The 19,139-nt window shown below is 55.8% G+C and carries 17 protein-coding genes and 2 pseudogenes; 5 read left to right on the plus strand and 14 right to left on the minus strand.

The window, feature by feature from the left end:
• Positions 1 to 19 precede the first annotated feature (19 nt).
• The 9 genes and pseudogenes from LN050_04320 to LN050_04360 form a co-directional block, all read right to left on the minus strand.
• Entirely contained in the window at positions 20 to 1,738 is a 1,719-nt protein-coding gene (locus tag LN050_04320; GenBank protein UFS57054.1) for a thiamine pyrophosphate-dependent enzyme, read from the minus strand.
• A 27-nt stretch (positions 1,739 to 1,765) separates the two neighbouring features.
• A complete protein-coding gene (locus LN050_04325) occupies positions 1,766 to 3,007 on the minus strand; it encodes an MFS transporter (GenBank protein ID UFS57315.1) in 1,242 nt (413 codons plus the stop codon).
• A gap of 149 nt (positions 3,008 to 3,156) precedes the next feature.
• Entirely contained in the window at positions 3,157 to 5,763 is a 2,607-nt protein-coding gene (gene clpB, locus LN050_04330) for an ATP-dependent chaperone ClpB (GenBank protein ID UFS57055.1), read from the minus strand.
• 128 nt (positions 5,764 to 5,891) lie between these two features.
• Positions 5,892 to 6,376: pseudogene (locus LN050_04335) on the minus strand (molybdenum cofactor biosynthesis protein MoaE).
• Positions 6,377 to 6,419: 43 nt separating this feature from the next.
• Positions 6,420 to 6,680, minus strand: a complete 261-nt coding sequence (locus LN050_04340) for a MoaD/ThiS family protein (protein UFS57056.1) — start codon at positions 6,678 to 6,680, stop codon at positions 6,420 to 6,422.
• Between the two features lie 12 nt (positions 6,681 to 6,692).
• Positions 6,693 to 7,945 (minus strand): annotated as a pseudogene (locus tag LN050_04345) (molybdopterin molybdotransferase MoeA).
• A complete protein-coding gene (thrC, locus tag LN050_04350; protein ID UFS57057.1) occupies positions 7,942 to 9,369 on the minus strand; it encodes a threonine synthase in 1,428 nt (475 codons plus the stop codon). Before thrC ends, LN050_04345 begins: the two are co-directional and overlap by 4 nt.
• Positions 9,369 to 10,712 carry a homoserine dehydrogenase gene (locus tag LN050_04355; GenBank protein ID UFS57058.1) on the minus strand — a complete coding sequence of 448 codons (1,344 nt, stop codon included), beginning with the start codon at positions 10,710 to 10,712 and terminating at the stop codon, positions 9,369 to 9,371. Before LN050_04355 ends, thrC begins: the two co-directional genes overlap by 1 nt.
• Before the next feature lie 83 nt (positions 10,713 to 10,795).
• Positions 10,796 to 12,016 (minus strand): pyridoxal phosphate-dependent aminotransferase, encoded by a 1,221-nt coding sequence (locus LN050_04360; GenBank protein UFS57316.1) that lies wholly within the window; start codon positions 12,014 to 12,016, stop codon positions 10,796 to 10,798.
• Positions 12,017 to 12,180: 164 nt separating this feature from the next.
• Between LN050_04360 and LN050_04365 the strand changes: the two genes are divergently transcribed.
• Together LN050_04365 and msrB are read left to right on the plus strand one after the other, a co-directional pair.
• Positions 12,181 to 12,558 carry an Mth938-like domain-containing protein gene (locus LN050_04365; GenBank protein ID UFS57059.1) on the plus strand — a complete coding sequence of 126 codons (378 nt, stop codon included), beginning with the start codon at positions 12,181 to 12,183 and terminating at the stop codon, positions 12,556 to 12,558.
• Positions 12,559 to 12,590: 32 nt separating this feature from the next.
• On the plus strand, positions 12,591 to 13,052 hold the full coding sequence (gene msrB, locus LN050_04370; protein ID UFS57060.1) for a peptide-methionine (R)-S-oxide reductase MsrB: 462 nt from the start codon (positions 12,591 to 12,593) through the stop codon (positions 13,050 to 13,052).
• Between the two features lie 16 nt (positions 13,053 to 13,068).
• On the opposite strand, the gene LN050_04375 is transcribed toward msrB, so the two are convergent.
• Entirely contained in the window at positions 13,069 to 13,380 is a 312-nt protein-coding gene (locus LN050_04375; protein ID UFS57061.1) for an N-acetyltransferase, read from the minus strand.
• A gap of 221 nt (positions 13,381 to 13,601) precedes the next feature.
• On the opposite strand from LN050_04375, the gene LN050_04380 reads away from it, so the two are divergent.
• From LN050_04380 to LN050_04390, 3 genes are all read left to right on the plus strand, one after another.
• Positions 13,602 to 14,087 (plus strand): peroxiredoxin, encoded by a 486-nt coding sequence (locus LN050_04380; GenBank protein ID UFS57062.1) that lies wholly within the window; start codon positions 13,602 to 13,604, stop codon positions 14,085 to 14,087.
• A 189-nt stretch (positions 14,088 to 14,276) separates the two neighbouring features.
• Positions 14,277 to 15,980, plus strand: coding sequence for a PhoH family protein (locus tag LN050_04385; protein ID UFS57063.1), 1,704 nt, complete (start codon positions 14,277 to 14,279; stop codon positions 15,978 to 15,980).
• A 17-nt stretch (positions 15,981 to 15,997) separates the two neighbouring features.
• On the plus strand, positions 15,998 to 16,345 hold the full coding sequence (locus LN050_04390) for a hypothetical protein (protein UFS57064.1): 348 nt from the start codon (positions 15,998 to 16,000) through the stop codon (positions 16,343 to 16,345).
• A gap of 15 nt (positions 16,346 to 16,360) precedes the next feature.
• On the opposite strand, the gene dnaB is transcribed toward LN050_04390, so the two are convergent.
• The 4 genes from dnaB to priB form a co-directional block, all read right to left on the minus strand.
• Positions 16,361 to 17,782, minus strand: a complete 1,422-nt coding sequence (gene dnaB, locus LN050_04395) for a replicative DNA helicase (protein ID UFS57065.1) — start codon at positions 17,780 to 17,782, stop codon at positions 16,361 to 16,363.
• A 289-nt stretch (positions 17,783 to 18,071) separates the two neighbouring features.
• Entirely contained in the window at positions 18,072 to 18,524 is a 453-nt protein-coding gene (gene rplI / locus LN050_04400) for a 50S ribosomal protein L9 (GenBank protein ID UFS57066.1), read from the minus strand.
• Positions 18,525 to 18,536: 12 nt separating this feature from the next.
• Entirely contained in the window at positions 18,537 to 18,815 is a 279-nt protein-coding gene (gene rpsR, locus LN050_04405) for a 30S ribosomal protein S18 (protein ID UFS57067.1), read from the minus strand.
• A 17-nt stretch (positions 18,816 to 18,832) separates the two neighbouring features.
• Positions 18,833 to 19,135, minus strand: a complete 303-nt coding sequence (priB, locus tag LN050_04410) for a primosomal replication protein N (GenBank protein ID UFS57068.1) — start codon at positions 19,133 to 19,135, stop codon at positions 18,833 to 18,835.
• Between the last annotated feature and the right edge of the window lie 4 nt (positions 19,136 to 19,139).

Raw genomic sequence — 19,139 nt, forward strand, 5'->3', positions numbered from 1 at the left:
TGGGTGGTTTTTTTACGCCTTACGTCTGTGCAGCCAGGGCTTGTTGCTGTATCGCTGACAAAGTGGCCTTGGTGGTGAGGACCTCTGGATCCAGCACCACCTCTATCAGGTAGCCAGAGCTACTGGCCAAGGCCTGTTGCAAGGCGGGCTCAAACTCATGGGTGTGGGTAATGCGTTGTGCACCGTAGCCATAGGCTTTGGCCAGCGCACAAAAGTCTGGATTGACCAAGGCGCTGCCGCTTGAGCGTGTGGGATAGTGGCGCTCCTGGTGCATACGAATGGTGCCGTACATGCCATTGTTAAGCAGCAACACAATGGTTTTTGCGCCGTGCTGGCTGGCTGTGGCCAGCTCTTGGCCGTTCATTAAAAAGTCACCATCGCCCGCAATCGTCAACACCACGCGCCCGGTGGCGATGGCCGCCCCCACGCCCGCTGGTATGCCGTAGCCCATGGCACCATTGGTAGGCGCCAACTGCGTTTTATGGCCGCTGGCCAAACCTGTGTAACGGTAAAAGCGGTGCAGCCAGCTGGCGAAGTTGCCCGCGCCATTGGTCAGCACTGCATTGGCGGGTAGCTGTTTGCCCAAACTGTTTATCAGGCTGGGCATGTCTATGGTGCCTGGCAGCTGCGTGCCGCCATTGGCTGGGTCTATGTGCGCCCGGTATTGGGCATGCAGCTGCTGGGTCCAGTTTGCCCATGGCACGGCAGGCGCAGCGCCAGCGCAGCTATTGGCCAAGGCCGCCGCAGCGCTGGACATATCGGCACAAGCACTGATATGTGCTTTAAACACCCGATTCAACTCTTCAGCACTTGCATGTAAATGCACCAAGCGCTGCGCAGGCAGCGGCGAGCGCACGCGTGTGTAGCCGTCTGTCGTAGACTCGCCCAGGCGGGCACCAATGACAAACAAATAGTCGGCCTCATCCATGCGTTTGGCCAACTGCGGGTTGATGGCCAAGCCCACGTCACCAGCGTACTGCGTATGGTGATTGTCAAAGCAATCTTGAAACCTGAAGGCATTGGTCACTGGCAGCTGCCAGTGCTCTGCCCAGCGCTGCATGTCGCGCGCGGCTTGTGGGGTCCAGCCGCTGCCGCCCAGCACCACCAAGGGCTTTTGGGCTTGTTGCAACGCCGCCTGCACCTTGTCAATCACGGATGGTGCCAAGCCTATGGCTACAGCTTGCGTAGCACCCAAGGCGCTTGGTAATGACCACAGTTGCTGCGGCACCACTTGCGTGAGCATGTCTTCCGGCAGTACCAACACCACAGGTCCGGGGCGACCGCTCATGGCCGTGGCGTAAGCGCGTTGCACGTATTCGGGTATGCGGGTAGCGTCGTCAATGCGCTCTACCAATTTGGCCAGGGGGCCAAACATCTGGACAAAGTCGACTTCCTGGAACGCTTCGCGATCGCGGCAGTCACTGGCTACATCACCAATGAGCAACAACATGGGCGTGCTGTCTTGAAACGCGGTGTGCAGGCCAATACTGGCATTGGTCGCACCTGGCCCGCGTGTCACCATGCATACGCCCGGGCGACCGGTGAGCTTGCCATGGGCTTCGGCCATAAACGCAGCGCCGCCCTCTTGGCGACAGGTCACAAATTGAATGCGCGCGCTGTGTTGGTACAAACCGTCCAACACCGCCAGATAGCTCTCACCGGGCACACCAAAGGCGTGTGTGGCACCCTGCTCTATCAGACACTCCACCAGCCAATGGCCTGCCAGCTTTTCTTGCATAAATGCCTTTATGGTTAACGCATACGCCTAGGTCTGCGCCGCGGCCTGACGGGTCAAACGCCCCACACCCAAGGCCAAGCCCACAGAGGCCAGCAACACGGCTGCGGCACCTGCCAGGGTGGCTTGGTAGTGGCCAGCGTCCATCAGTGCACCAAACACCAGCGGCGACAAGGCAAAGCCTACATCTAAGCCAGAGTAGACCGTGCCGTACACCCTGCCCGTGGCCGATTTGGGTGTGGCTTTTCGAATCATCATGTCGCGGCTGGGCCCGCCTATGCCCACCGCAAAACCTGTGGCGGCCAAGCCCACCATGGTGCCCATGGCACCCAGCACAGACGTTGCGCATAACAGCAACAACGCCGCACCAGCAGCCATGGCGTAAGCCACCACACGATCGCTAAAGGTGGCCTTTTTGGCCGCTACCCAACCACCCACAAACATACCCAAGGCGCCGCTGAGCATGTAGGCCGACAGCGTGAGTGAGGCTGCCTCAAAACTCACGCCATGCAGCTTTTGCAAGATGGACGGCGCAAAACTTTGCACCACAGCCAGCGTCATCGTAGACAACATAAAAAAACCAAAACACCACCACACCACTGGCAATTTCAGATAAGCCAGTGGATGCTCGGTAGAGGCCACGTAAGACTTGTCCGCAGCACGCGATTTGGCCGTGGACGTCAACAAGCGGTCACGGTTAAACCACAACAAGGCCAGCACCACCAGGTACAGAGCTGCGGCGCACCAATACGCTACCCGCCAATGCGACAAGCTGGCAATACCCACCAAAAACAGCGGCGCGACCGCCCAGCCCAAGTTACCTGTCAAGCCATGCGCGCTAAAGGCATAGCCCAAGCGCGGCTCAGACACGCGCTGATTGAGAATAGTGAAGTCTGCTGGGTGAAACGGCGCATTGCCCAGCCCCGCCAGTAAGGCCACCAACACCAGGCCGTTGTAACCAGTAGCCGTGGCAGCGCACATGGCTGCCAACGAAAAAATAGCCATAGCCGCAAACAATACAGGCCGTGCGCCAATGCGGTCAACCACAAATCCCGCCAAGGCCTGGCCCACCCCTGAGACCACAAAAAACAAGGTCACCAAAAAGCCTACATCTGAAAACGTCAGGTCAAACTCTTTGATAAACACCGGGAAAAGTGGCGCCAGCAACAAGTGCGCAAAATGCGACGTGGCATGCGCCAACCCCACCAAGCCAATGACTTGGGCATCTTGGCGAAGAGGGACTGGGTTGAGAGGCAAAGCGGCAGTGTGCATGGCGAGCATGTTACGCGCTTTGACAGACCATATCTATCTTTTGGGATACGTTGTTGTTGACAACAACGTATCTCGCACAAACGCAACAAAGGCGCCAGGCTTTGGCCAAGCCAGCTTCAAGGGTAACGCCTAAACACACTGCTCGCTGATCAAGACGCTGGCGCGAGTGCCTTGAAATAAAACACACCGGGGTCATGCAGCGGATTAACGCTGACGTCCACCGTGGTGCCTGGTACAAATTCGCCTTGCAAAATACGTTTTGATAACGGGTTCTCAATGCGTTGTTGCACGGCGCGTTTAAGGGGCCTGGCCCCAAATACGGGGTCAAAACCCACTTTGGCCAGCTCTTCAATAGCAGCTTGCGACACCTCCAGACCCAAGTCCATGGCCTGCAGGCGGTTTCTCAGGCTTTGCAGCTGTATGGCCGCAATAGAGGCAATGTGCTGGGTATCAAGGCTATGGAACACAACGGTCTCGTCAATCCGGTTGAGCAATTCCGGGCGGAAGTGCGTTTTGAGTTCTTCCCAAACCGCCTCTTTGATAGCGCCATGCTCTTGCCCCACCATGCTTTGAATAATGTGCGAGCCAATGTTGCTGGTCATCACGATGACGGTGTTTTTAAAATCCACGGTGCGGCCTTGACCATCGGTTAAGCGCCCGTCGTCCAACACTTGCAACAAGATATTGAAAACGTCCGGATGGGCCTTTTCAATTTCGTCCAGTAGCAGCACGCTATAAGGTTTGCGGCGCACAGCTTCGGTAAGATAGCCGCCCTCGTCATAACCCACATAACCCGGCGGCGCGCCTATGAGACGACTCACAGAGTGCTTCTCCATAAACTCGCTCATATCCACGCGCACCAGGTGCTCTTCGCTGTCAAACAAAAAGCCAGCCAGTGCTTTGCACAGCTCCGTTTTGCCCACACCAGTGGGACCCAAAAACAGAAATGAGCCCGTTGGGCGGTTGGGGTCAGACAAACCAGCGCGTGAGCGGCGAATGGCGTCAGACACTGCCGTGATGGCCTCGTCTTGGCCCACCACGCGTTGATGCAGTTTGTCTTCCATTTGCAGCAACTTGTCGCGCTCGCCTTGCATCAGCTTGGACACAGGTATACCCGTCATGCGCGCGACCACTTCTGCAATTTCTTCAGAGCCTACTTGTGTTCGCAGCAGTCTGTTGGGTGCATCTGCCGGCTTGCTGGCCTCTTTGTCCTGTGCGGCGTGCAGTTCTTTTTCCAGTTCGGGCAAGCGGCCATATTGCAGCTCTGCCACTTTGTTGAAGTCGCCTTTGCGCTTGAGCTCCTCGATTTGGAAACGCAGCTTGTCTATCTCCTCGCGCACATGCGCTGAACCCAGAGCCGCAGCCTTCTCGGCTTTCCACACTTCGGCCAAATCGGCGTACTCAAGCTGCAGCTTGTCGATTTCTTCTTCAAGCAGCGTCATGCGTTTTTTGGATGCATCGTCGGTTTCCTTGCGCACGGCTTCACGCTCAATTTTGAGCTGAATCAAGCGACGGTCTAGCTTGTCCATGACCTCGGGCTTGGAGTCGATTTCAATTTTGATTTTGGCGGCCGCCTCATCGATCAAGTCAATGGCTTTGTCGGGCAAAAACCTGTCGGTGATGTAGCGGTTACTCAGCTCAGCCGCGGCCACGATGGCTGGGTCAGTAATGTCCACACCGTGGTGCACCTCATAGCGCTCTTGCAAGCCGCGCAAAATCGCAATAGTGGCCTCAACTGTGGGTTCACCCACCAATACCTTTTGAAAGCGGCGCTCCAAAGCGGCGTCTTTTTCAATGTATTTGCGGTATTCGTCAAGTGTGGTGGCACCCAAACAATGCAACTCACCGCGAGCCAACGCAGGCTTGAGCATGTTGCCAGCGTCCATGGCACCGTCAGCCTTGCCCGCCCCCACCATGGTGTGTATTTCGTCTATAAACAAAATAATGCGGCCATCGTCAGCAGCTACTTCCTTGAGCACGGTTTTGAGTCGCTCTTCAAATTCGCCACGGTATTTGGCACCTGCCAGCAAGCCAGCCATATCCAGCGCCAATACGCGCTTGTCTTTCAGTGTGTCTGGCACCTCGCCAGCCACAATGCGCTGGGCCAAGCCTTCCACAATGGCGGTCTTGCCCACGCCAGGCTCGCCAATCAGCACGGGGTTGTTTTTGCTGCGACGCTGTAGCACTTGTATGGCGCGGCGTATTTCATCGTCACGGCCAATCACAGGGTCTAGCTTGCCTTGGCGTGCACGCTCGGTCAGGTCTAGTGTGTATTTTTTGAGTGCTTCGCGCTGTGTTTCAGCTTCTGGACTGTCTACACGCTGACCACCACGAATGCCGTCAATGGCCTGGTCTAATGCGCTGCGACTCAGACCGTGCTTGCGCACCAGGTCACCCGTGGCACTTTTGTGGTCTGCCAATGCGGTCAAAAACAACTCGCTGGCCACATATTGGTCGCCACGCTTGATGGCATCTTTTTCGGCTTGTTGCAGCAGCGTCAGCAAGTCGCGCCCTACCTGTACTTGCTCTTGGCCTTGTACTTGCGGCATGGCTTTGATGAATTTGTCAGCCGCCTCGCTCAGCGCATTGACTTGCACGCCAGCGCGCTGTAGCAATGAGCCTGGCCCATCGGTCTGGCGCAGCATGGCTTGCAGCACGTGCACGGGCTCTATGTAGGCATGGTCGTTGCCCAAGGCCAAACTTTGGGCGTCAGATAAGGCTTCTTGAAATTTAGTCGTCAGTTTGTCAGCGCGCATGGCGTTTGTCCTCCGTTACCTGTGGGCAAAGCCCTTTGATCTATGAGTTGGTATATGGAGTGACTACGCGCAGTTTCAAGAGGCTTTGCTGCGCACTTGGGCATTAGCCGCAACAAGCTTGATGCAGGTCAAGTGCCAGCGTTGCGCGCCTCTATGCCCCAGCGGGCCAGAGCCGCGTCATCGGCCTCGCGGGCGTCTACCCAGCTGGCACCCGTGCCTGTGTGCTCTTTTTCCAAAATGGCGCTTGCGTCTTCAGGTAGTCCATTAAAAACTCGCAGGCCTGAAACGACTGGTGCCTGTGCGTAGACGTAACAGCCACCAACACAATTTGGTCCATCAAGGCCAGCTCGCCCACACGGTGAATGACCACCGCATCAAACATATCAAAACGTGCCTTGGCCTGCACCACCATGGCCTCTATGGCCTTTTCGGTCATGCCCGGATAGTGCTCAAGCGTCATACCTTGCACAGCCGGCGCGTGTGCGTCTTGCTTGCTCCACTCCCGCACAGTCCCTACAAAAGAGCATAAAGCCCCCACAGAACCGTTGTTGGCCCTGAGCTTGGCCAGCTCAGTGCTGACGTCAAAATCTTGCGTTTGTATGCGTACAGTCATGGCCTTGAATATGTAGTGTGTTGTGGTGTGCTGCGCTTGGACGCTAGCCGCCAGTCACAGGTGGGAAAAACGCCACCTCGTCACCAGCGGACACGCTGTGACCTGGGTCCACAATGGCGTGATTCACCGCGATGCGCAGCACCTGATCTGCAGCCAGGGCTTGCGCCCAGGGCTGACCCATCGCGACCAGCGCTTGGCGTACCTCACCAGCCGTCGCCGGCACGGCAACCCCTGCAGGCCACGCCTCGTCTGCCCTACCAATAGCTTCTCGAACGCCTGCAAAGTATTTCAACGTAATGGTCATAGCCTGTCCTGTTTAGCCTATCCACTGTGACATGGGCACAAATGAGACTGTGTCGCCAGCGGCAATAACCTTGCCCGGCGGGTTGTCTACAAAGCCGTCTGCCCATGCCACCGAGGTCAGCACGCCTGAGCTTTGGTTAGGGTACAAATCAAGTCCGCCTTGCGCGTCGCGCTTAACGCGCAAAAACTCACGGCGTTTGTCTGGCTTGGGCCAGTCAAAATGTGCCACCGCAGCTTGCGCCACCACACCGGTAGACGGTATGCCCAGCATGCGCTCAATAAAGGGGCGCACCAACACCACAAAGGTCACGAAGCTAGACACAGGATTGCCTGGCAACCCCACAAAGTGGGCAAAGTCCGAGCTGCTGCTGCGGTGAATACGGCCATAAGCAAATGGCTTACCCGGCTTGATGGCCATGCCCACAAGTCCAAAGAGCCCAGGCTTTCAACCGAGGGTTTGACATGGTCTTCCTCACCCACACTCACACCACCAGTGCTGACAATCAAATCGTGCTCAGCTGCAGCTTGCTGCATGGCCGCTTTGGTCTGTGCCAACGTGTCTGCCACGATTGCCAGTTCAGTGACCTGTGCACCCAAACGCTTGAGCAAAGTGGTTAAAAAGAAACCGTTAGAGCTGAATATGGCACCAGGTGGCAAAGCGTTGGCAGCCACTGTGCCGGGCATTACCAACTCATCGCCTGTAGACATCAGCGCCACTCGCAAGGGCTTTAGCACCGTCACGCTGGCCTGGCCTATGCTGGCCAACAACCCCAGGTGCGCGGGGCTTAGGCGCGTGCCTTTTGTCACAACCACTTGACCGTTTTGTATGTCTTCACCGCGTAGACGTATGTTTTGTCCCGAGGTGGCCAGCTTGCTGATGACAACACGGCCGTCTTGCACCACGCAGTCTTCCTGCATCACCACCGCATTGGCATTGGCTGGCACGGGTGCGCCGGTGAATATGCGCGCCACAGTGCCGCTTTGCAAAGCCTCACCAAACTGTCCGGCGGCAATGCGCGCAGACTGCGGCAAACCGTTATTCATAGCGGCTTGCGCATCGCCCACGTTCAGCGCATAACCATCTACCGACGAGTTGTCAAAGCCTGGCACATCGAGTTGCGCCAACACGTCTTGGGCCAGCACGCGGCCGTCAGCCTGAGCCAAAGTAACCGACTCGGTTGTTGTCAGCGGCGTTGCTGCAGCCAGCAATTCAAGCAGCGCGTCGTCCAGCGGACGCAACGGCTTTCGCACCGCACTACCCGTCATGCCTGCCCCATTTGTACTTGCTCACGTATGTAGGCCTTGACCAAGTCTGCGTTTGCAGGCATGCGCTTGGAGCGCTTTGGCAGGTCTTCAATGCCTTCAAACTTGGCGGGGCGCGGTGGCTGCTTGCCTGTAGCCTCAACAATGGTTTCAGCAAATTTAATGGGCAAGGCTGTCTCCAACACAATCATGGGTACGCCTTCTTGCATGTGCTCGCCAGCGACCTTCACACCGTCTGCGGTGTGCGTGTCAATCAGCACGCCGTAGTCGGCCAGGGCGCTGCGAATGGTATCTAGCCGGTTGGCGTGCGTGCTGCTGCCGCTGACAAAACCATAGTCGGTGGCCGCTTTGGCAAATGCTGGGTTGGCGCTCAAATCAAAGCTGCCAGTAGCCCGCAGACTGTCGTCAAACAAGTGTTTGGTCGCTGCGCTGTCGCGGCCTAACAGGTCAAATACAAAGCGCTCAAAGTTACTGGCCTTTGAAATGTCCATGGACGGACTAGAGGTCTCAAAAGTCTCAGCACTGGCGCGCACGCGATACACGCCTGTGCGGAAGAATTCGTCCAATACATTGTTTTCGTTGGTGGCGACGACCAGCTTGTCGATAGGCAGGCCCATCATGCGCGCGACGTGGCCAGCACACACGTTGCCAAAGTTGCCGCTGGGTACGGTAAAGCTCACACGCTGATCAGACGCGCATGTGGCCTGCAAATAGCCTGCAAAGTAATACACCACTTGTGCCAACAGACGCGCCCAGTTGATGGAGTTCACTGTGCCAATACGCATGCTGGTTTTAAAAGCCAGGTCATTGGACACGGCCTTCACAATGTCTTGGCAGTCGTCAAACACACCGTCAATGGTGATGTTGTGTATGTTGTCGTCCAGCAAGCTGAACATTTGCGCTTGCTGAAAAGGGCTCATGCGCCCGTGCGGGCTGGTCATGAACACGCGCACGCCACGCTTGCCGCGCATGGCGTATTCGGCAGCACTGCCGGTGTCCCCTGATGTGGCGCCAAAGATGTTCAACTCTTCGCCACGACGGCCCAACTCATATTCAAACAAGTTGCCCAGCAACTGCATGGCCATGTCTTTAAAGGCCAACGTAGGTCCATTGGACAACCCTTGCAACAACAGGCCGTCTTTGAGTTTGGTTAAAGGCGTAATGGCCTTGGTACCAAACACTTCAGGCGTATAGGTTTTGGCGCAAAGGGCTTTGAGGTCAGCACTGGGAATATCGTCTATGTACAACGACAAAATCTCAAACGCGAGTTCGTGGTAGGCCAAGCCACGCCAGGCATCCAGCGTGGCGGCGCTGACTTGTGGGTAGCTTTTGGGTAAATACAAGCCACCGTCTGGTGCTAGGCCTGCTAACAATATGTCGCAAAACTGCTTGGGCGATTGGTCGCCACGTGTAGAGATGTATTGCATTAGGCCAGCTCCTCTTTGCGCAAATGCACCACTGGTGCCAGTACTGACGGCAACCCCTGTATTTGGTCTAGCGCTTGGTTCAGCGTGGCCTCAAGCACTTCATGCGTAATCATGATGAGGTCTGTTTGCCCACCGGCCTGCCCGCTTACATCATGCGCTTCACGCTGCAGCACTGCATCTATGCTGATGCCGCATTTGGCCAACAAACCCGTGAGGTTGGCCAACCCCCCCTCGTCAGACACACGCAAACGCAAGTAGTAGGCGCTGTTGATTTGGCCAATGGGTAGCACTGGCGTGGCCACCATGGCACCTGGCTGGAACGCCAGCGCTGGCACACGCTCAAGCGCGGAGCTGTTGGCCACGCGGGCCACATCTACAAGGTCAGCAATCACGGCACTGGCGGTGGGCTCGCCACCTGCGCCTTTGCCGTAGTACAGCGTGGTGCCCACAGCGTCGCCTTGCACAACCACCGCGTTCATGGCACCTTCTACATTGGCAATCAGACGCTGCGCTGGCACCAGACAAGGGTGCACACGCAACTCAATCCCAGCCTCTACCCGTTTGGTAATACCCAACAGCTTGATGCGGTAGCCCAACTGCTCGGCGTACTTCATGTCTTGCGCGTCTAGTTTAGTAATGCCTTCAATGTGGGCTTTGTCAAACTGCACAGGCACGCCAAAGGCAATCGCACTCATGAGTGCCAGCTTGTGAGCGGCATCCACGCCTTCTATGTCAAAGGTGGGGTCGGCCTCGGCGTAGCCCAGCTCTTGCGCGGTTTTGAGCACGCTGGCAAAGTCCAAGCCCTTTGAGCGCATTTCGCTCAGAATAAAGTTGGTGGTGCCATTGATGATGCCGGCCAACCACTCAATGCGGTTGGCCGTTAAACCCTCGCGCAACGCCTTGATGATCGGAATACCTCCCGCCACAGCCGCCTCAAAGGCCACAACCACACCAGCTTTGTTGGCTGCATTAAAAATCTCTGCACCGTGCTCGGCCAACAACGCCTTGTTGGCTGTAACAACATGCTTGCCATTGGCAATGGCTTGCAACACCAGGTCTCGCGCCAGTGTGGTGCCACCAATGAGCTCTACCACCACGTCTACTTGCTGATCTTTAACAATGTCTGCAGCGTCTGCCACCACGCGCACGCCAGCGTCTGCCAACGGCTTGGCCGCGGCCAAGTTGCGCCGACTGGCCATGACAACCTCAATCGTGCGCCCAGCGCGACGGCTGATCTCGTCTTGGTTGCGCGTGAGCACATCAAACACGGACTGGCCAACATTGCCAATACCTAATAGACCTAAACGAAGTGGCGACTGAGAAACAGGTGAGACAGACTGCATAAATAGAAAGACGCTAAGCGCTTGGGGTAAGTTTGTAAAAGTCAGAAAAGGATTGGCAACGTGGGCGAACTGTGGGCTTGGGCTTAAACCGTGCGCCGAATGGTGGCCAGGTAACGTGCAATGCGGTTGATGGCATCGCGCAAGTCGTCCTCGTGGGGCAAGAACACCACGCGGAAGTGGTCTGGCGTGGGGTAGTTGAAGCCAGTGCCCTGCACCACCAGCACTTTTTCTTGAGCCAACAAGTCGTAGGCAAACTGTTGATCATCGGTGATGTTGTACATCTCGCGGTCTAGCTTGGCAAACATGTACAACGCCGCCTTGGGCTTGACCACAGACACGCCTGGAATGGCGCTTAACAACTCGTAGGCCAAGTCGCGCTGGCGGCACAAGCGCCCCGTGGGCGCGACCAAGTCATCAATGCTTTGATAGCCACCAAGTGCTGTTTGAATGGCCAGTTGTCCCGGCGTGTTGGCACACAAGCGCATGGACGCCAACATGTTCAAGCCTTCTATGTAGTCGCTGGCCGCGCGTTTGTCGCCTGACACCACCATCCAACCAGCACGGTAGCCACACGAGCGGTAGTTTTTAGACAGGCCATTGAACGTCACAAACAACAAGTCATCTGCCAGTGATGCGATTGATGTGTGCTTGTTGCCGTCGAACAGCGTTTTGTCGTAAATCTCGTCGGCAAAAATAATCAAGTCATGCTTGCGCGCCAGCTCAATCACACCCAGCAAGGTTTCGTTGCTGTACAGCGCGCCGGTTGGGTTGTTGGGATTGATGATGACAATGCCGCGCGTGTTGGCGGTAATTTTGCTGGCCATGTCGGCCAAATCAGGTGCCCACGCAGCGGCCTCGTCGCACATGTAGTGCACAGGCGTGCCGCCAGACAAAGATACAGACGCTGTCCACAGCGGGTAGTCTGGCGCGGGCACCAGTATTTCGTCGCCCGCGTTGAGCAATGCATTCATGCTCATGGTGATGAGTTCGCTGGCACCGTTGCCCAAATAAACGTCGTCTACAGAGACGTTGGCAATACCCTTTTCCTGGGTGTAGTGCACCACCGACTTGCGAGGAGCGAACAAGCCCTTGCTGTCCGTGTAGCCAGCGCTTTGGGCCAGGTTGCGAATCATGTCTTGCACGATTTCATCGGGCGGCTCAAGGCCAAATACGGCGAGGTTGCCAATATTGAGCTTGATGATTTTTTGACCGTCTTCCTCCATCGCGCGCGCTTTGTCCAGCACTGGGCCTCGAATGTCATAACAAACGTTGGCCAGCTTTGTAGACTTTTGAATGGACTTGATAGACACAATACGCACCCGTTAAACAGAACACCACCCCATCAACCCAGACCAAATGGTTTTCATTCGCGACTGTGCATGGTTCAAGGGGGAAACCTATAATTTCACCATACTTTGCGGGCGTTTTTGCCCGCAAAGCCTTTTAGGTCAACCTTTTTAGCCCATACATGAAACTTGAACCCGACCACCCCAGCGTGCAGGCCATACAAGCGGCCCAAACCGACTGGGTGCAAGTTGAAGGCCAGCGCATAGAAAACAGCGTGGTCTTGGGCTCACACGGTGAGCGCCAGGCTTGGGATTGCACCAGCGCCGTCGACTTGACGCCTGCACACTTTGAGCAAATTTGCGCGCTAAGGCCAGAGTTGGTGATTTTTGGCAGCGGTGCCAAGCAACAGTTTGTGCACCCCAGGCTTTACCAGTCACTCATTGCGGCGGGCATTGGTGTAGAGACCATGGACACCTTGGCAGCTTGCCGCACCTACAACGTGCTGGCCAGCGAAGACCGCCATGTGGTGGCAGCCCTCATCATCTCGCCTGCCGCCTAGCAGCTTCCAGCAACATAAAACAGAAAGCCCTCATGCGCCAAGACGATCACCCACTTTTGGACTGGCCACGCATTGTGGACTTGGCCAACAACGGCAACTTGCCAGCGCCCAAGCGCGTGAGCAAGACGCCCGCTGAGTGGGCGCAGCAGCTCAGCCCAGAGCAATACCATGTAACCCGTGAGCATGGTACGGAACGCCCTTTTAGCAGCGCCATGTGCAGCGCGTTTGAGCCCGGACGCTATGCCTGCGTGTGCTGTAACACGCTGTTGTTTGACGGCTCACAGAAGTTTGAGTCTGGTACAGGCTGGCCGTCATTCACCCAGCCGGTTGTACCTGAGGCCGTTGCCTACAAGGCAGACCATTCGCACGGCTTGACCCGTATTGAGGCGCTTTGCAACGTGTGCGATGCGCACCTGGGTCATGTGTTTCCAGATGGTCCGGCACCCTCTGGCCTGCGTTACTGTATGAACGCGGTGTCTCTAACCAAGCTCTGAGGGCTTGGGCCCTGGCCTACAAAGCCACCAAATGCCCCCAGCGCGGGGCGTTGCGCAGCAGATAAGTCTTGGTGTAAGCGCATACAGGCTCAACCAACACCCCCATGGCGGCCACCTCAGTCAAGACAGCCTCCATCAACACAGCGCCTTGCCCCTGACCGCGCAGATGCTGCGGCACAAGGGTGTGCATCAAACGCATCACCCTGGGGCCGCCTGATGCATTTGCTCGCCACTGATACTGCAACACGCCTGTCAAACCCTGGGCCAAGCCAACACTAAAGGTTTGTTGGCTGTCGTCATGCAAGGCTAATACTTCAGGGTTACTCATGGCTTATTGCTTGATTTAATTAACTTTTGCGCAAGCCAACGGTCAGACCTAGGGCTTGTACCAGGGTGGGTTGGCGGCGCATGTTAAAATTCTGGATTGATCCAAGTTCAGACGCGACAAATGTCCATCCAGGTGGGCGTCGCTCACCATAGCTTGAGGCGTTAAAGCCCAGGCCCCTGAACTTCCAGTAAAAACGAAAACCTTCAGGTTAGGATCCGCAGATGGCCGTTGTTGTCAACAAACCCCTTCCCGAATTTGAAGCAGTCGCTACCAGCGACATCAGTCTGTCCAACCAGTCTCTGATTGGTGAAACGGTTGTACTGTACTTTTACCCCAAAGACAATACACCCGGTTGTACCACTGAAGCGATGCAGTTTCGCGATAAATACAAAGACTTTGTAAAAGCCGGTGCCACTATTTATGGCGTGTCGCGCGACAACATGAAGTCACACGACGACTTCAAGGAAAAGCTGGAGCTGCCGTTTGACCTCATCGCCGACACCGAAGAAAAAATGTGTCACATGTTTGGTGTTGTCAAAAACAAGATCATGTACGGCAAGAAAGTAAAAGGCATTGAGCGCAGCACCTTTCTGATTGGCGCTGATGGCCTGGTCAAACAAGAGTGGCGCGGTCTCAAAGTCCCCGGCCACGTGGACGAGGTACTGAAAGCCGTGAAAGCCCTCAAAAAGGCCACTGCTGCCGCCTAAACACTCACCGGCAGGCCAAAGGCGTAGACACTGGGCCCCAAACCAGTGCTGGGCTGGTGTCTTACAGCTTGTGTATAGTGGGGCCATGCAAGCACTGCTGGCGACCACACACACAAAGACTTTATCAAAAAGCCGTTCCGGTTCCGGGACGGCTTTTTCTTTTTACGCAACGCTTTAACCATCTGTACCATGCCACTACCACCCGCCCCCAGCAAAAAAGCCGCCCGCCTCAACACAGATTACGTTGACAACGCGCCCAAGGCCAGCAAGCCCAAAACACCGGCAAAACCAGCGGCCAGGGTGAACCCGGCACCGGTGCAGGCCACTGCGCGCGCAGAGCCAGTCACACCAGGCACAACGCAAGCGCCTGCACGTCAACAAACGGCCAGCGCCAAGCCTGCCCTGACAGCAGCGCCGGCGTCTGCCCTCAACCAGGGGCAAGGCCACAGCAAGCCCAGCGCCCAAGCTTCACAAGCCAAAGCCAAGCGCAACACCAGCCACAAACACAACAAGCGCCTGTTCGTGCTGGACACCAATGTGTTGATGCACGACCCGATTTGCATGTTCCGGTTTGAAGAGCACGACATCTTCCTGCCCATGGTGGTACTGGAAGAGCTGGACAACAACAAAAAGGGCATGAGCGAAGTCGCGCGTAACGCGCGCCAAACCAGCCGCACACTGGACGCGCTGGCCGGTGACAAGGCAGACATGATGCAAGGCTTGCCGCTAAACAGTACCGGCCACAAAAACGCCACAGGCAAGTTGTTCTTTCAAACCGCTCCACTAAACGCCCAGCTGCCCACCAGCTTGCCGCAAGGCAAGGCCGACAACCAAATTTTGGGTGTAGTGCAAGCCCTTAGCGACAAAGAAAAAAATCGGGAAGTGGTGTTGGTATCCAAAGACATCAACATGCGGGTCAAGGCTCGTGCACTGGGGCTGGCGGCCGAAGACTACGAAAACGACAAAACACTAGACGATGGCGAATTGCTTTACCCAGGCATGCTGGCCTTGCCTGCTGATTTTTGGTCCAGGCAAAGCAAAAAGGTGGAGAGCTGGCAAGAGGGCTCCAACACCTTTTACCGCATTGGCGGCGCCATTGTTCAACAGTTTTTTATCAACCAGTTTGTGTACTTTGAAGCGCCAGGCGAGCCTTCGCTGTACGCTCGCGTTGTAGAGTTGCGTGACAACACGGCCGTGCTGCGTACCTTGCGTGACTTTGCCCACCAAAAGAATGCCGCTTGGGGTGTGACCAGCCGTAACCGGGAGCAAAACTTTGCACTCAACCTGCTGATGGACCCCGAGGTGGATTTTATCACCCTCACCGGCACTGCTGGCACCGGCAAAACCCTGTTGGCGCTGGCCAGTGGCCTGACACAGGTGCTGGATGAACGCCGCTACACCGAGATCATCATGACGCGGGCCACCGTGTCTGTTGGTGAAGACATTGGTTTTTTGCCCGGCACCGAAGAAGAAAAAATGGGTCCCTGGATGGGCGCGCTGGACGACAACCTGGAGTTTTTAGCTAAAGGTGATGGCACAGGCGCTGGCGAATGGGGGCGAGCCGCTACCAACGAATTGATTCGCTCGCGCATCAAGGTAAAGAGCCTGAATTTCATGCGCGGTCGCACCTTCTTGAACAAATACGTCATCATTGACGAGGCGCAAAACCTCACGCCCAAGCAAATGAAAACGCTGATCACAAGGGCTGGCCCAGGCACAAAAATCATTTGCATGGGCAACCTGGCGCAAATCGACACACCTTATCTGAGCGAGGGCTCATCTGGCCTAACCTACGTGGTAGACCGCTTCAAAGGCTGGACCAACGGGGGGCACATTACGTTGGCGCGCGGCGAGCGTTCACGCTTGGCAGACTTTGCCAGCGACGTGTTGTAAACCACAGGGGCAAACATATGGCAATTGGCTGGCTAAGCGCACTTAAATTAGTTCCCTGGAGTGATGTGATTGAAGCCACACCTGGCGTGGTGAATGCTGCGCGCAAGCTGCTGAGCAAGCGCCAACAAGACACACAGCAACATGCAAGCCAAGGTCCTGTAGAAGTCACGCCAGAGCTGGTGCACAACTTGCGCGTGGAGCTAGAGCTCACCGCCGAGCTGCTCAAAGACCTGGCCGAACAGCACGCACGCGTGGTCAAAGAGGTCCAAGCCCTGCGCCGGCGCCAGACTCGCTTGGGTTGGGTACTGGGCTTGTTTGTCGTGGGCGTAGCCACGCTGATGCTGCGCTACTTTTTATTGGCCTAAGGCTTGGCTGGCAGGCTAGAAATCATCGCCACCAGAGGCCAGGCTTTCAAAGCGCGTGAGGTGGTTCATAAAGGCCAGACGCACGGTGCCTGTGGGGCCGTTTCGCTGCTTGCCAATAATGATTTCAGCCACACCTGGGTCTTTGCTGGTTTCTTTGTTGTAGTAATCGTCACGGTAAATAAACATGATGATGTCGGCGTCCTGCTCAATGGCGCCTGACTCTCGCAAGTCACTCATCATGGGGCGTTTGTCCGTGCGTTGCTCAACACTTCGGTTGAGCTGAGACAGCGCAATCACCGGGCATTGCAGCTCTTTGGCCAGCATTTTCAAGCCGCGCGAAATCTCGCCCAGCTCTGTGGCGCGGTTTTCACCATCAGACTTGCTGCCGCTCATCAACTGCAAGTAGTCCACCACGATCAAGCCCAACTTGCCACAAGTACGAGCCAAACGACGTGCGTTGGCGCGCAACTCGCTGGGTGTCAAGCCCGGCGTTTCATCAATATGCAATGACACGGTGCGCAGCTGCTCAATGGCCTCTGTCAGGCGTGGCCACTCGTCGTCGTTGAGCTTGCCAGTGCGCAAGCGACCCTGGTGAATGCGCCCAATAGAGCCCACCACACGCACAGCCAACTGCGCAGCGCCCATTTCCATAGAGAACACAGCCACCGGCAGTTGCTCATGCAGGGCCACGTGCTCGGCAATATTGATGGCAAAAGCCGTTTTACCCATCGATGGGCGCGCGGCGAGCACCACCAAGTCACCAGCTTGCAAACCAGAGGTCATGCGGTCCAAGTCGATGAAACCTGTAGGCACACCCGTGATGTCATTGGGGTTGTCCGCCATTTCTTGCACGCGGTCCAGCAAGTCCACCACCAGCTTATCCATGGCTTGAAAACCCTGCTTCATGCGCGAACCTTCTTCGCCAATCTGGAAGATTTTTTGCTCGGCTTGGTCCAGCACTTGCGCGACGGTTTTGCCCTGAGGGCTAAACGCGTTGGTGGCTATTTCATCACTGGCAGTCACCAGTTTGCGCAAAATACCGCGTTCGCGCACGATTTCAGCGTATCGACGAATGTTGGCCGCGCTAGGCACGTATTGCGCCAAGTTGTTGAGATAGGCCAAACCGCCCGACTCAACGGCTTTACCCATGCCTTGCAAGTGCTCAAACACCGTGATCACGTCTGCAGGCTTGCTGGCGTTGGTGAGGTCGTGTATCGCTTGAAAAATCAGTCTGTGCTCAAACCGGTAAAAGTCATCTGGTGTGAGCAGGTCAGCCACCCTGTCCCAGGCCGAGTTATCCAGCAGCAAGCCGCCAATAACACTGGACTCCGCTTCCAGCGAGTGCGGCGGCACACGAAGTTGAGCCACCTGTTGGTCATGCGCACCAAAGTCTGCGGTGCTGAGGTAGTCGGTATCTGGGGCTGAGAAATCGTTCACGTGGGGTCACACTTATTGGGGTGAGGTTGCTGAGCAACCAGACCCCCATATTAAAGCCTAGACCCAGTTAGGCTGTGGATAAGTCTGTGCACAGGTGCTGTACAAACAGTTGATTGCATGTGGAAATACGTGGACAAGTAGACATACCGTTCACCTACTTGGAAATCATCCCATTGGCGAACAAACCCTTATCGGATATGCCTGCTTTTCCAGCGATGCCCATACGCAAGCCCATAAAAAAACCGCCAGGGTTGCCCATGGCGGCTTTTTAGGTAGCTTGAGAAAAGATTTAAGCGGCGTCGCCGTCAACCTTTACTGCAACTTCCAACTGAACGTCTGTGTGCAAAGCCACTTCAACGCTGTACTCGCCAACAGCCTTCAACGGACCATTTGGCATACGCACTTGCGCTTTAGCAACCTCAAAGCCCATTTTGGTGAGGGCTTCAGCGATATCGTGGTTGGTAATTGAACCAAACAAACGGCCATCAACACCAGCCTTTTGGCTAACTGTGACAACAACACCGCTCATTTTCTCACCCACAGCTTGTGCAGCAGCCAGCTTTTCAGCAGCGGCTTTTTCAAGCTCGGCACGGCGAGTTTCAAACTCAGCGATAGCAGTTTGTGTGGCACGACGTGCCTTGCCTGATGGAATCAGGAAGTTGCGTGCGTAACCGTCTTTCACTTTAACCACGTCGCCCAAAGAGCCCAGGTTCACGATTTTTTCTAGAAGAATAATTTGCATGACTAGAACTCCTTAAACGCGGTGCTGGTCTGTGTAAGGCATCAAAGCCAGGAAGCGCGCGCGCTTGATGGCTGTGGTGACCTGGCGCTGGTAGATAGCGCGCGTGCCTGTCAAACGGGCAGGAATGATCTTGCCGTTCTCAGAGATGAAGTCACGCAATGTGTCTGTATCTTTGTAGTCAACTTCTTCGACACCGGCTACGGTGAAGCGGCAGAAACGCTTGCGCTTGAACAACAGCGACTGTGTGTTGCGCTTGCGCTTGTTATCAAATTTTTTACGGGGTGCAGCCATGATGGGCCTTCCTTAATTTAAGAAATCAGAGACTGGGGTAACAGCTCTTGAATATGAAATACCACGCCTTTGCCATTTCGAGATGTCGCCATAAAACCCTTAAAACCGTATTCGGTATTCAAGTCTTGTGCGGCCAACGTTTGCGCCACTGCCCCAAATGCCACTGCTTTCATACGCAACTGAACGACTCGTTCAATGCCAGCTTCTTTGGCTTTGGATTCGTGTTCTAGCCACAAATCCAAAACCGCTAAATTGGCTGGTGTGTATCGCAGTGTGTTTAAGGCTTGCAAACGTGCGCTGAGCACAAACTGGTTGGTCAACGCG

Source organism: Comamonadaceae bacterium M7527, assembly GCA_021044545.1.
In the GTDB taxonomy this organism is placed as follows: Bacteria; Pseudomonadota; Gammaproteobacteria; order Burkholderiales; family Burkholderiaceae_C; genus RS62.